The following is a 12,615-nucleotide window of genomic DNA, read 5'->3' as shown; positions in this document are numbered from 1 at the left end:
CGCCTCGTCGCTCCGTTCCCTGCCGGGGCTTGCCCTGCTCTCCTGGTCACGGCCGCGTGGATACCGTTTTCGCGGTTATACGCCCCGTATGGCGAAACTGAGGAACTGGGGACACGGCAACGGGGACGTCTACGACGACCGGGGCCCCTCACCGGGCCCGGGCGCCGGTGAGCAGGAGCGTGGCGCCGGCGGCAGCGGCCGGGCGGGCGGGCAGGAGCGGTTCGGCCCGGACCCGGAGGTGGAGCGCAGGGCGCCGGACACCCCCACCGAGATGCCGAGGAAGTCGTGGTGGGCGGTGCTGCGCGGCACGTTGAGGGAGTTCAGGGACGACGAACTGACCGACCGCGCGGCGGCCCTCACCTACTACGGCGTCCTGTCGCTGTTCCCCGCGCTGCTGGTGCTGGTCTCCCTGCTGGGGGTCGCCGGGCAGTCGGCCACCAGCGCGGTGCTGGACAACGTCCAGCAGCTCGCCCCCGGGGCCGCGCGCGATGTGATCCGCGACGCGGTGCGGCAGCTGCAGGGCAACGCCGGCATCGGCTCGGTCATGGCGATCGTCGGCCTGGCCCTGGCGATCTGGTCCGCGTCCGGCTACGTGGCGGCGTTCATCCGCACCTCCAACGCCGTCTACGACATGCCCGAGGGCCGCCCGGTGTGGAAGGTGCTGCCGCTGCGGCTCGCCCTGACGATCGTGCTGATGGTCCTCGCCGTGGCCGGCGCGCTGATCGTGGTCTTCACCGGCCCCCTGGCCCGCCGGGCCGGAGACGTGATCGGGCTGGGCGACACCGCGCTGACCGTGTGGTCCATCGCCAAGTGGCCGGTCCTGGTCGTCCTGGTCATCCTCATGATCGCGATCTTGTACCGGGCCAGTCCCAACGCGAAGGTCCACGGCTTCAAGTGGATCACCCCGGGCAGTCTCCTGGCCATGGTCCTCTGGATGACCGCCTCGGCCGGCTTCGCGTTCTACGTGGCGAACTTCGCCTCCTACAACAAGACCTACGGCGCCTTCGCCGGTGTGATCGTCTTCCTGGTGTGGCTGTGGATCACCAACATCGCCATCCTGCTGGGCCTGGAGTTCGACGCCGAGACCGCCCGCCGGCGCGCGGTCCTCGGCGGTCACCCGCCCGACGAGGAGCCGTACGTCGAGCCGCGCGACACCCGCACGTGGGACGAGGAGGACCGGCGCCGCCTGGAGTGAGACCCAGCGGCACGCCCCGGCCGGGCCGGGCGGGCCCGTACGAGCGTTCGTGGCCGATGTCGGGTGTGAGGACCGCCTCCGGGGACATGTGCAGCTCATGAGGGTGCCGGAGGGATTGCGGAGGGCCGACCGGTTCGTGGCGCAGCAGGCGGGTTCGCGCATCCCGGCCCGCGCCGGCCGCGTGCTGTCGGCCGTGGAGGAGGCCGCGGAGAGCTCGAAGCTGTGGTGCGCCGCGGCCGCGGCGATGGCCGTGAGCGGCGGATGGCGGGGCCGGAAGGCCGCGGCCACCGGTCTGGCGGCCCTCGCGGTGGCGCAGCTGGTCTCCAACGGTCTGGGCAAACGGCTCACCGACCGGCCCAGACCGCCGAAGGAGTGGTTCCCCCACGACGAGACCGACGACCGGCCCGACTCCTCCTCCTTCCCCTCCGGCCACACCGCGGCCGCCGTCGCGTTCACCGCCGCCGTCGCGCCCGCGTGGCCGGCCGCGGGTGCCGCCTGTGCGGTGCCCGCGGCCATGGTGGCCGTCGAACGGGTGCAGTCCGGCGCCCATTACCCCAGCGACGTCGCCGCCGGCGCGGCCGTCGGCCTGCTCACCGCCCGGCTCGCCCGGCACGCTCCCCGCCTGCTGTGGCGGCGCGGGCCGTAGCAGCACCTCTTGCCCGCCGGCGCGTCCCGGCCCGGACACGCCGCGCGGCCGGTCGGCCCCACTGAACCGGGCCGCCCGGGGTACACGCTCGAACAGCAGTCGACCGGTCCGCCGCGCGGCGGACCGGTGATCGGACCACGACGAAGACGGAGGTGATCGCCGTGTCGAGCAGGCAGCAGTACTCCATCGCCGCCGACCGGCAGGCGGACGACGCCGGTCAGGAGCCGGTGAACGAGCTGGTGCGGCGGGCCTCGCACCAGCTGACGGAGCTGGTGCGCGGCGAGCTGCGTGTGGCGCAGGCGGAGATGAAGCAGAAGGGCAGGCGGTACGGCAAGGGCGGCGGACTGTTCGGCGGCGCCGGTGTCGTCGGCTTCCTCATGCTGCAGGCCCTGGTGGCCACCGTGATCGCCGGACTGGCGGTCGTCCTGCCGGTGTGGGCCGCCGCGCTGATCGTCACCGCGGTGCTGGGGGTGATCGCCGCCGTCATGGCCCTGAGCGGGAAGAAGCAGATCGACCGGGCCGGATCGCCCGCACCCGAGCAGACCATCGAGAACGTGAAGGCCGATGTGGCCGAGATCAAGGAGAGCGCGCAGCGATGACCCAGTCACCCCACGACGAGCCCACCGCCTCCAGCCCCGAGGAACTGCGCGAGCAGGTCGAACAGACCCGCGCCGAACTCGGCGAGACCGTCGGGGCGCTCGCGGCCAGGACCGACGTCAAGGCCCGTGCCCGGGAAAAGGTCGCCACGGTCAAGGAACAGGCCGCGGCCAAGGCCGACGAGCTGAAGGAGAAGACCACCGACCTGGCGCACCAGGCTCAGGGCAAGGCCACCGACCTGGCACACCAGGCTCAGGAGAAGGCCACCGACCTGGCGCACCAGGCTCAGGACAAGGTGCCCGACCCGCTCAAGGACAAGACCGCGCGAGCCGTCGGACAGGCACGGGCCGAGACCGGCCGGCTGTGGCGGGAAAAGACACCCGAGCCGGTGCGGCACACCACGGCCAGGGCGGTACGGACCGCACGGGACAACCGCGGCCCGCTCCTCGCGGCCGCGGGCGTGGCCGTCGTGACCTGGCTGGTCTGCCGCCGCCGAAAGGGATGACCCGCATGAAGGCATCGAAGATCGCGTACAAGCCGGTCGGCCTCGCCCTGGGCGCCGTCAGCGGCATGCTCGCGGGAGCCGCGTTCAAACAGGCGTGGAAGGTCCTCGGCCACGAGGAGGACGCCCCCGACGCCACCGACGAGGAGCGCACCTGGCGCGAGGTCCTGCTCGCCGCCGCACTGCAGGGCGCCATCTTCGCCGCCGTCAAGGCCGCCGTCGACCGCGCGGGCGCCGTCACGACGCGCCGGCTGACCGGCACCTGGCCCGGCTGACCACCCCGGGCAGGGGCGCCGGTGCGACGGGGATGCCGGCGCCCCTGCCCGGCCCGTACCCGCGCGGAAAGCCCACGCGGCAGTGCCGCACACCCGTGACGGCGCGGCTGTGGCGGTCACGTACCGCGGGTGGTGGCGAAACGGTCGCGGAACTCGCTCGGGGTGGTGTCCAGGTGACGGGCGAAGGCACGGCGCAGGGTCTCGTCGCTGGAGAGGCCGCTGAGGCGGGCGGCGGCGGTGACGCTGTGGCCGTCGAGGAGCAGTTGCTGGGCGCGGTCGAGGCGTACGCGTTCGACCCAGCGGGCGGGGGTGGTGCGCAGTTCGGCCTGGAAGAGACGGGTCAGGTGGCGGGTGCTGACGGCGGCGGTGGCGGCCATGGCGGGCAGGCTGTGGTCGGCGGCCGGGTCGGCGAGGACGGCGTCGGTGAGGGCGCGCAGCAGGTGGTTGCGGGCGGGCGGATGGGCCAGGGCGGTGGAGAACTGGGACTGGCCGCCGGGGCGTTGCATGAAGACGACGAGTTCGCGGGCGATGGCGCGAGCGGTGTCGGCGCCGTGGTCGTCTTCGACGAGGGCGAGCGCGAGGTCGATGCCCGCGCTGATGCCCGCGCTGGTGTGGAAGCGGCCGTCGCGCACGTGCAGGGCGTCGGGCTCGACGCGCACGCGCGGGTGGCGCCGCGCGAGGGCGGGGGCGTGACGCCAGTGGGTGGTGGCGCGGCGGTCGTCCAGCAGGCCGAGCGCGGCGAGGGCGAAGGCTCCGGTGCACACCGAGGCGATGCGCCGGGCCCGGCCGGCGAGGTCGGCCGTGGCGTTCAGCAACTCGTCGTCGGGGCCCGGGCCGGCGAGGTGGTCGGCTCCGGTGACCACGAGGGTGTCGAGGGGATCGGTGCCGGGCGCGGCCGTGGACGCCAGGGCCACGCCGTTGGAGGCGGTGACGGTGCCGCCGCGGGGTGAGACCAGGCGGGTCGCGTAGGGGTGGCCGAGGCGGCCGGCCTGGTGGAAGACCTCCAGCGGGCCGCTGACGTCGAGCAGGGTGACCCCGTCGAAGACGAGGAAGACGACGTGCCGCGTCATGTCCGGATCCAAGGGGTGGGCGTCTGTGCGGACATGACCCCAGCCTAGGCCACCGAGCACATCCGAAGGAGCGGGCGTCACAAGCGGCGTCCTGATCCCGGCGGCCCCGTACGACGCGGTGGGGAAGGCGCACGACGTACACGCCGGTGCTGGTCAGGGGCTCATCGGCGGCGGACGACACTTCGGCGGCCACCGAAAGGTCCCGCGCCTAGCGTTTTCCGCATGACGACCGACACGCATCGAGTGATCCGCCCGAGCATCCTCTACTTCGGTACCCCGGTGGTCCTGCTCACCACGGAGAACCAGGACGGCACCTTCAACCTCGCTCCCATCTCCTCCGCCTGGGCACTGGGACAGAACGTCGTCCTGGGCCTGGGCAGCGAGAGCCGGACGGCGCACAACCTGGCCGAGCGGCCGGACGTGGTGATCAGCCTGGCCTCCCCCGAGCTGTGGGAGCAGGTCGAGCGCCTCGCGCCGCTCACCGGCGCCGATCCGGTGCCGGAGAGCAAGCGGGCGGTGTACCGGTACGAGCCCGACAAGTTCTCCGCCGCCGGACTGACCCCGCAGCCCTCCGACCTCGTACGGCCGCCCCGGGTCGCCGAGTCCCCCCTCCAACTGGAGGCGAGGGCCGTCGCGTTGAACCCGGGCGGAGAGGGTCTCTTCTTCGCCGTCGAGTGCGAGGTGCTCCGCGTCCACGCCCACGAACGCCTCGTCGTGCCCGGCACGCACCACGTCGACCCCGAGGTGTGGAGCCCGCTCATCTACAACTTCCGCCACTACCACGGGCTCGCGCCCGAGGTCGGTCACGGCTTCCGCTCCGAGACGGCCGAGGTTCCCGCGCGTACGGGGTGACCTGAACCGGCAGAGGACGAGTCCGGTGAGCCGGGGAACCTCCGTCTCCGGGCGGGCGGCCGGCTCCCCTCCTGCCCCCTGACGCCCGTGCGTCGAACGACGTCCGGGCGCCGCGATCCGGGAGGACGGGTATCCACCGTTCTCGTCGGACGTCGGTCGTAGGCTGGTGCGGGGAGACTAGGGGAGACGATGATCGACTACCGCAAGAAGCCGACCGTTCCGGTATGGACGCTGACCACCGGTGACGTCCGGGTGCCCGCAGTGGCCGGAGACGGGCCGATGACGGCCGAGCGCCTGGCCGAACTGCGCAGCGTGCTGGCCGCCCTCGCCGACGAGCCGGTCGCCACGCTCGAGGCGCATCCGCTGCCCGACCGGCTCGACCGCAGCCGAGGCATCTCGCTCGATGCCGTGAGTCCCCTGGCACAGCACCTGTCGCAGCTCGTCACGCAGTCGGCGCGGAGCTCCTCCGCGGCGGCCACGGCGACCGCCGCCGGCGAAGGCCTGTACCGCATGGTGGTTCCGGCGAAGGTCGCCGCCCAGTTCGGTCAGGGCATCGTTCGCCCGATGATGTCGAAGGAGGTGGCCGGCGGCATCCGCGGCCCGCTCGTGAACTCGACCGGCATCGCCGCCCAGGCGACGTTCGTACCCGTCGGCAGAGCGGCCGCGGCGGGCGCGGCCGGCGGGGCCGGTGCGACAGCCGGTGTCGCGGTCGGCGGCGGCGCGGCGCTCACCGTGGCCGCGCCTCTCGTGCTCATGGCCGTGGCGGTGGGGGTGAGCGCGCACGCCGACGCCAAGCGCCAGAGGGCCATCGAGCACATCACGGAACTGCTGGAGCAACTGCACGAACAGAAGCTCGAAGACGAGCGCAGCGAACTCGACGGCTGCCGGGACGCCATCGACAAGGCCACCGCCATCCTGCTCGACCAGGGCAGGCTCGGCGCCTCGCTGGGACTCGATTCGGCAGTACACGCCATCAACACGGCGCTGGGCCACGCCGACCACCGCCTCGCCCGGTGGCGGAACGCGCTCGACAGGCTGCCCGACGGCGAACCCGTCGAGATCAGCACGCTGACCGAATCGTTCCCCGGCGTGGACGACCACGGCGGTACGTTCCGCGCCCACCTCGAACTCGCCGACCTGGCCATCGCGCTGAAGCGGCGGGTCAACGTCCTCCAGGCCGTCGAGCACGCGCAGAGCGACCCCGGCAACGTGTTCCAGAGCTTCGTCCGCGTCCTCAGACGCGACCAGGAACGCCTCGACGAACTGGAGTCGGGCATCGCCGGTGTCCTGGTACGCCTGTCGGCGCTGGAGCTGGCGCGCCCGAACGGCTTGCGGCCCGTCTTCACGACCGGTGAGGTCGATCGCCTGATGCGCGCGGCACACCGGATCCGCAGGCTGGGCGACGGCATCACGGTCGACGGCCGTGCGACGGACGTGGCGATCGAGATCGCCCGCGACAAGGACGGCTCGGTGGTCGTGTTCCCCGCGCTGCCCGCGGAGGCGTAGGCGCGCGCTTCGGCTCTCCTCGGCCGACATCGTGCACCACCACCGCCTCCGGCCGGGCCGCCGCCGGTTCGTCGAACAGGGTGACGGGGACCGCCCACGTCACCCGGTGCCGGACCCGTCGACGACGGTCGCGCGTCAGGCGTTCTCGCTCTCGGGGAAGTGGCAGGCCACCTGGCGGGGCTCGCCCTCCGCGGTGGTCCGCAGGACCGGCGCCTCGGTGCGGCAGATCGCCTGCGCCTTGGGACAGCGCGGGTGGAAGGTGCAGCCGGGCGGGGGAGCGGCCGGGCTCGGAGGGTCGCCGAGCAGCGTGATCCGTTCCCGGGCCCGCTCGGCGGCCGGGTCGGGCAGCGGCACCGCCGAGAGCAGCGCCCGGGTGTACGGATGCTCCGGCGCCCCGTACACGCGCTCCTTGTCCCCGATCTCCACGATCCGGCCGAGGTACATCACGGCGACCCGGTCGCAGACCCGTTTCACCACGGACAGGTCGTGGGCGATGAAGAGGTAGGCGAGGCCCAGCTCCCGCTGGAGCCGCTCCATCAGATTGACGATCTGCGCCTGCACGGACACGTCGAGGGCGGAGACCGGCTCGTCCGCGACGACCAGCCGGGGGCTCGTCGCGAGCGCGCGGGCGATGCCGATGCGCTGGGCCTGGCCGCCGGAGAACTCGTGCGGACAGCGGTCGGCGTGCTCCGGAATGAGCCCGACGAGCTCCATCAGCTCGACGGCCCGCTTGCGCGCCTCCGCCATCGAACTCCCCTGGACCAGCAGGGGGTCGGAGATGATCCGGGCCACCGACTGCCGTGGGTTGAGGGAGGAGTGCGGGTCCTGGAAGACCATCTGGATGTCGCGGCGCAGCGGCTTCAACTGCCGCTGGGACAGGTGGCTGATGTCGCGCCCGTCGTACGAGACGGAGCCGGCGGTCGGTTCGAGGAGGCGGACGATCGCGCGGCCCGTGGTCGACTTGCCGCAGCCGGACTCGCCGACGAGGCCGAGGGTCTCGCCCGCCGCGAGGTCGAAGCCGACGCCGTCGACGGCCCGGATCGGCGCCGAACGGCCCCGGCGCCCCGGGAAGGTCATCGTGAGGTCCCGTACGCGGAGCAGGGGCGGGGGTGTGGTGGTCATGGGGCGACGCCTTCGTACGAGGGGAAGTGGCAGGCGACCGGGTGCCCCTCCGGGCCGCCGGGCACCGGGCGCTCGGCCGCGCACCGCGACCGCTCCTCCTCGGAGCCGCGGGCGGCGCGGGGGCAGCGGGGCGCGAACGCGCAGCCCGGCGCCGGGTCGAGCAGGGACGGCGGGCTGCCGGGGATCGCCCGCAGCGGCGTGTCGTCCGGGTCGTCGAGCCGGGGCAGCGAGTCGAGCAGGCCCCGGGTGTACGGATGGGCGGGGGTCGTGAACAAGGCGTCCACCGAGGCCTGTTCGGCCACCCGGCCGCCGTACATCACCAGGACGTCGTGGGCCACCCGGGCGACCACGCCCAGGTCGTGGGTGATCATGACGACGGCCAGTCCCCGTTCCTCCTGGAGGCGGGCGATCAGTTCCAAAATCTGGGCCTGGACGGTCACGTCGAGCGCGGTCGTCGGCTCGTCCGCGATGAGCAGGTCCGGTTCGCAGGCCAGCGCCATGGCGATCATCACGCGCTGGCGCATCCCGCCGGAGAACTGGTGCGGGTACTCGCCGGCCCGGCGCCGCGGCTCGGGGATGCCGACCTCGGCGAGGGCCTCGACGGCCCGCGCGCGGGCGGCCCTGCGGCCGGAGCCGAAGTGGACCCGGTGGTGCTCGGCGATCTGCTCCCCGACGGTGTAGTACGGGTGCAGACTGGACAGCGGGTCCTGGAAGATCATCGCCATCCTCCGGCCGCGCAGTCCGTTGAGGGCGCGGTCGGAGAGGCCGATCAGCTCCTGTCCGTCGAGCACGACGGAACCGGTGACGTCCGCGCCGGTGTGCAGGCCCATGACGGCGAGCGAGGTGACGGACTTGCCGGATCCCGACTCGCCGACGATGCCGAGGGTCCGGCCGCGCGGCACGTCGAAGGCGAGGGAGTCGATCGCCCGGACGGGGCCGTGTTTCGTCGGGAACGTGACCGTGAGGTCCCGTACCGACAACAGGGGTGCGGAGTCGGCCATCAGTACCTCACTCGCGGGTCGACGACGGCGTACAGCAGGTCGACGGCCAGGTTGGCGACGACGATGAAGGTGGCGGCGAGCAGCGTGACGCCGAGGATGACGGGCTGGTCGCCGGTGGAGAGCGCGCCGTAGAACAACCGGCCGACGCCGGGGAGTCCGAAGATGGACTCGGTGATGACGGCCCCGGCGAGGAGACCGCCGAGGTCCATGCCGAAGAGGGTGAGGACGGGGGTCATGCCGGCGCGGAGCCCGTGTTTGACGACGACCGTGCGGCGGGGGAGCCCCTTGGCGCGGGCGGTGCGGATGTACGGCTCCGCCATGGTCTCGATCATCGAACTGCGGCTCTGGCGGGCGTACATGGCGGCGTACAGGATCGCGAGCGCCAGCCAGGGCAGCACCAGGTTGGTGACCCAGCCGAGCGGGTCGGTGCCGAACGGCGTGTACTGCGGATAGGGCAGCAGTCCGGCCACCCGGATCAGTCCGTGGATCAGCATGACCGAGGTGAAGTAGACGGGCAGGGAGGCGGCGGCGACCGCGCCGACCATGAGGACGCGGTCGGTGAGGCCGTCCTTGCGCAGGGCCGCCGCGACGCCCGCGGAGAGTCCGAGGAGCAGCCAGAGCACGGCGGCGCCGAGGGCGAGGGAGGCGGAGACCGGGAGCCGGTCGACGAGCAGGTCCCAGACGGGCTGGCTGTTCTCGTACGAGTAACCCAGGCACGGGAAGTCGCAGTTCAGCGCGTACGGGCCGGAGCCGACCGTACGACCGGTGAAGATCCCGGTGGTGAAGTCGGCGAACTGCCGCCACAGCGGCTGGTCCAGGCCCATGTGGGCGCGGATGGCCTCCAGGCGCTCGGCGCTGCACGACTTGCCGCAGGCCGCGGCGGCGGGGTCGGAGGGCAGGACGTAGAAGATGGTGAAGGTGACGGCGGCGATGGCGACGAGGACGGCGACGACGCCGAGCAGCCGGCGGGCCAGGTAGGGGATCACGTGCGGCTTCCCCTCGGGTCGAGGACGTCGCGCAGCGCGTCGCCGAGCAGCGTGAACGAGAGCACCGTGAGGAAGAGGCAGAGGCTCGGGACGACGAAGTACATGGGGTCCGTGTCGTAGAAGGCGACGCTCTCGGCGATCATCTGGCCCCAGGAGGGCGTGGGCGGCCGGACGCCGACGCCCAGATAGCTGAGGGCCGCCTCGGTGGCGATCATGCCGGGGACGATGAGGGTCGTGTAGGCGATGACCGGCCCGGCGACGCCGGGGAGGATGTCGCGGGTCAGGATCCGCCAGGGACCGGAGCCGCCGACGCGGGCGGCGTCGACGTACTCGCGGTGCTTGAGCGAGAGGGTCTGGCCGCGGACGACGCGGGCGATGCCGGGCCAGCCGAACAGGCCGATGACCAGGGTCATCAGGACGATCCGGTTGACGTCCCGCGCCACCGACATCATCGCGATCATGAAGATGAGGGAGGGGAAGGACATCGTCAGGTCCATCAGGCGGGAGAGGACGCCGTCGGTGCGGCCGCCGAAGTAGCCGGCGGCGATCCCGGCCGCGGTCCCGGCGGCGACGACGATGGCCGTCGCGGCGAAGGCGATGAGCAGGGAGACCTGGGCGCCGTGCACGACCCGGGCGAACAGGTCGCGGCCGGTGACGGGTTCGACACCGAGCCAGTGCTCGGCCGAGACGCCGCCGAGCGGTCCGACGGGCAGGCCTCCCAGGTACGGATCGACGGCGCTCTTGTCGAACTCCTTGGGCCCCCAGCCGCCCAGCGCGCCGATCAGCGGGGCGGCCGCGGCCATGACCGCGAAGAGCGCGACGACGACGAGGGACGCCATCACCGAGGGGCGGCGGCGCAGTTCCGCGCGGGCGAGTCGCCAGGGACCGCTGCCCGCGCGCGAGGGCGCAGAAATGGTCGACATGACTGACGGCCTCTCAGTTCTTGCTCGTCGTCGGGTCCTTGAGGCCGACCGTCGCGTAGTCGATCTGGCCGCCGAAGGAGGTGTGTCCGAAGGCGCCGGCGACGTTGGTGCCGAGCAGCAGCGGCATGCGCTCGATGACGGCGGGCGCCGTCGGGGCCTTGGCGAGGATCTCCCCGTCCAGCGTCTGCCAGGCCTTGTTCGCCCGGGCCGCGTCGGCCATGGCGGCGATCTCGTCCATCCGCTTCATCGTGGCCCGGTCGCGGAAGAGGGAGTGGTTGCCCGAGTTGCCCTTCTCCTTGATGTAGCGGCCGTCGAAGACGAAGGGCAGGAAGGTCGACCCGGAGGGGTAGTCCGGACACCAGCCGGTGTAGACGAGGTCGGTGCGGTTCTCGGTGTCCCCGATGGTGTCGTAGAACGCGGACGGGTCGACGGTCTCGATGGTGACCTTGATGCCGGCCCGGCCGAGGGACTGCTGGATCGCCTCGCCGACGGCCTTGTCGCCGTTGGAGACGGTGATGGCGGTGGAGAGGCCGTCGGGTTTGCCGGCCTCCTTCAGGAGCTGCTTGGCCTTGGCGACGTCACCCGTCAGCGGTATCCCCAGGGTGTCGGGCTGCTTGCCGCCCTCGAAGAGGGAGCCGGGCATGAGGGCGGTGGCCGCGTCGTTCACCGCGGGTCCGCCGGAGGCGGTGACGAGGGCCTCGCGGTCCAGCGCGTACTGCACGGCCCGACGGACCCTCACGTCGTCGAAGGGGGCGCGGCCGGTGTGCATCTGCACCATCTCGGTGCAGTTGGTCGACTCGGCGAGCAGCCGCGCCTTGACGTCGGCCTTGGTGAGCACCTTCGGGGTGGACTCGGGGCGCAGCTTGCCCCAGGGCACCGCCGACGCGTCCGCGCCGGCGCTCGCGATCAGCCGGTCGTCGATCTGGTTGGCCTTCAGCCCCATCGTCACGACGATCCGGTCGGGGTACGCCTTGCGCACGGTGTCGGTCCCGGCGTCCCAGTGCGTGTTGCGCACCAGGACGAGCTGCTTGTCGCGGGCGTAGGACTCGATCTTGTACGGGCCGGAGGAGAAGGGCCGGTTGTCGTACCGGGGGCCCTCGTCCTTCGCCGGGGGCACCGGGGCGAAGGTGGGCAGCACCGTGGCGTAGGGGAACTCGGCGAAGGGCTTGCGCAGTTCGAAGACGATCGTGCGGTCGTCCGGCGTCTTGACGGAGTCGAGGTGCCTGCCTCCTGCCGGGCCCTGGTAGCCCTCGGCGCCGGCGAGGTAGCGGGCCGCGTAGTCGGGGCCGCCGGGGAGGTCGGGGGAGAAGGACCGCTCGACGTTGTACTTGACGTCCTGGGCGGTGATGGGGGTGCCGTCCTCGTACTTCAGGCCCTGCTTCAGCCGGAAGGTCCAGGTCTTCGCCCCGTTGGACGCGGTGCCGAGGTCCTCGGCCAGGTCGGGGACGAGGACACCGCCCTTGGCGCCCGGTTCGGCCCTGTAGGTGACGAGGGTGCGGTAGAGGAGGCGCGTGCCGAAGTCCATGTCTCCCATCACCCAGTTGCGGGCGGGGTCGAGGTGGGTGAAGTCCTGGTTGGACAGGACGGTCAGGGTGCCCCCCTTCCGCGGCGTCCCGCCGACCGTCGCACCGTTGTTGGCCGTGACGGGGTTCTTCCGGCCCCGGTCGCCGCCGGCCTCCTTCCCACCGGAACATGCCGTGGCGCCGAGGGCGAGTGTCGCCACGAGGGCGGTGGCCAGGGTGGTGGACCTGCGCTTGTTCATGTGGGGTCACTCCGGGTGCGAAGCGGACAGCCAGAGGGCTGACTGGAATGTGACCCGTAACATAGTAATGTGAAATTGTACTGACAACCCGTGGGAAGCTCCGTTATCCATCCGTGTCATCGCGCAGGCCGTTCCCTGCCGGGCAGGGGGCGGTCCGCGCCCACCGCGCGTCAGTCGA

13 protein-coding genes are annotated in these 12,615 nt (G+C 72.4%); 7 read left to right on the top strand and 6 right to left on the bottom strand.

Features of this window, described 5'->3' with window-relative positions; translation table 11 throughout:
• Positions 1 to 88: 88 nt before the first annotated feature.
• The 5 genes from ACIGW4_RS26410 (at position 89) to ACIGW4_RS26390 (ending at position 3,215) form a co-directional block, all read left to right on the top strand.
• Positions 89 to 1,195 (top strand): YihY/virulence factor BrkB family protein, encoded by a 1,107-nt coding sequence (locus ACIGW4_RS26410; RefSeq protein WP_398709120.1) that lies wholly within the window; start codon positions 89 to 91, stop codon positions 1,193 to 1,195.
• Between the two features lie 97 nt (positions 1,196 to 1,292).
• The gene (locus ACIGW4_RS26405) at positions 1,293 to 1,841 is read left to right on the top strand and encodes a phosphatase PAP2 family protein (RefSeq protein WP_399583185.1); all 549 of its coding nucleotides are present in this window, start codon (positions 1,293 to 1,295) and stop codon (positions 1,839 to 1,841) included.
• A 227-nt stretch (positions 1,842 to 2,068) separates the two neighbouring features.
• On the top strand, positions 2,069 to 2,440 hold the full coding sequence (locus tag ACIGW4_RS26400) for a phage holin family protein (RefSeq protein WP_398709480.1): 372 nt from the start codon (positions 2,069 to 2,071) through the stop codon (positions 2,438 to 2,440).
• Positions 2,437 to 2,943, top strand: a complete 507-nt coding sequence (locus ACIGW4_RS26395) for a DUF3618 domain-containing protein (protein WP_399583183.1) — start codon at positions 2,437 to 2,439, stop codon at positions 2,941 to 2,943. The genes ACIGW4_RS26400 and ACIGW4_RS26395 overlap by 4 nt, the downstream gene beginning before the upstream one ends.
• Positions 2,944 to 2,948: 5 nt before the next feature.
• Complete coding sequence (locus ACIGW4_RS26390; RefSeq protein ID WP_123457611.1) at positions 2,949 to 3,215, top strand: DUF4235 domain-containing protein; 267 nt, start codon at positions 2,949 to 2,951, stop codon at positions 3,213 to 3,215.
• Positions 3,216 to 3,331: 116 nt separating this feature from the next.
• Here the strand turns inward: ACIGW4_RS26390 and ACIGW4_RS26385 are convergent, their stop codons facing one another.
• A complete protein-coding gene (locus ACIGW4_RS26385; protein ID WP_359588584.1) occupies positions 3,332 to 4,285 on the bottom strand; it encodes a helix-turn-helix domain-containing protein in 954 nt (317 codons plus the stop codon).
• A 222-nt stretch (positions 4,286 to 4,507) separates the two neighbouring features.
• Here ACIGW4_RS26385 and ACIGW4_RS26380 point away from each other — a divergent pair, with 222 nt between their 5' ends.
• A complete protein-coding gene (locus ACIGW4_RS26380) occupies positions 4,508 to 5,137 on the top strand; it encodes a flavin reductase family protein (protein ID WP_399583181.1) in 630 nt (209 codons plus the stop codon).
• Positions 5,138 to 5,326: 189 nt separating this feature from the next.
• Positions 5,327 to 6,643, top strand: a complete 1,317-nt coding sequence (locus tag ACIGW4_RS26375) for a hypothetical protein (RefSeq protein WP_398709113.1) — start codon at positions 5,327 to 5,329, stop codon at positions 6,641 to 6,643.
• A 135-nt stretch (positions 6,644 to 6,778) separates the two neighbouring features.
• On the opposite strand, the gene ACIGW4_RS26370 is transcribed toward ACIGW4_RS26375, so the two are convergent.
• From ACIGW4_RS26370 to ACIGW4_RS26350, 5 genes are read right to left on the bottom strand one after another with little or no spacing between them, the layout of a single operon-like run.
• Positions 6,779 to 7,765, bottom strand: a complete 987-nt coding sequence (locus ACIGW4_RS26370; protein WP_399583179.1) for an ABC transporter ATP-binding protein — start codon at positions 7,763 to 7,765, stop codon at positions 6,779 to 6,781.
• The gene (locus ACIGW4_RS26365) at positions 7,762 to 8,766 is read right to left on the bottom strand and encodes an ABC transporter ATP-binding protein (RefSeq protein WP_399583177.1); all 1,005 of its coding nucleotides are present in this window, start codon (positions 8,764 to 8,766) and stop codon (positions 7,762 to 7,764) included. Before ACIGW4_RS26365 ends, ACIGW4_RS26370 begins: the two co-directional genes overlap by 4 nt.
• Positions 8,766 to 9,752: an ABC transporter permease gene (locus tag ACIGW4_RS26360; RefSeq protein ID WP_359588588.1), complete on the bottom strand. Its 987-nt coding sequence runs from the start codon at positions 9,750 to 9,752 to the stop codon at positions 8,766 to 8,768. The genes ACIGW4_RS26365 and ACIGW4_RS26360 overlap by 1 nt, the downstream gene beginning before the upstream one ends.
• Entirely contained in the window at positions 9,749 to 10,675 is a 927-nt protein-coding gene (locus ACIGW4_RS26355) for an ABC transporter permease (RefSeq protein ID WP_399583174.1), read from the bottom strand. The genes ACIGW4_RS26360 and ACIGW4_RS26355 overlap by 4 nt, the downstream gene beginning before the upstream one ends.
• A gap of 13 nt (positions 10,676 to 10,688) precedes the next feature.
• Complete coding sequence (locus tag ACIGW4_RS26350; RefSeq protein ID WP_399583172.1) at positions 10,689 to 12,437, bottom strand: ABC transporter substrate-binding protein; 1,749 nt, start codon at positions 12,435 to 12,437, stop codon at positions 10,689 to 10,691.
• Positions 12,438 to 12,615 lie beyond the last annotated feature (178 nt).

Source organism: Streptomyces sp. NPDC053513, assembly GCF_044544765.1.
Classification (GTDB): Bacteria; Actinomycetota; Actinomycetes; order Streptomycetales; family Streptomycetaceae; genus Streptomyces; species Streptomyces litmocidini.
Note: the sequence above shows the minus strand (reverse complement) of the source record. Positions and strands in the feature narration are given on the sequence as shown.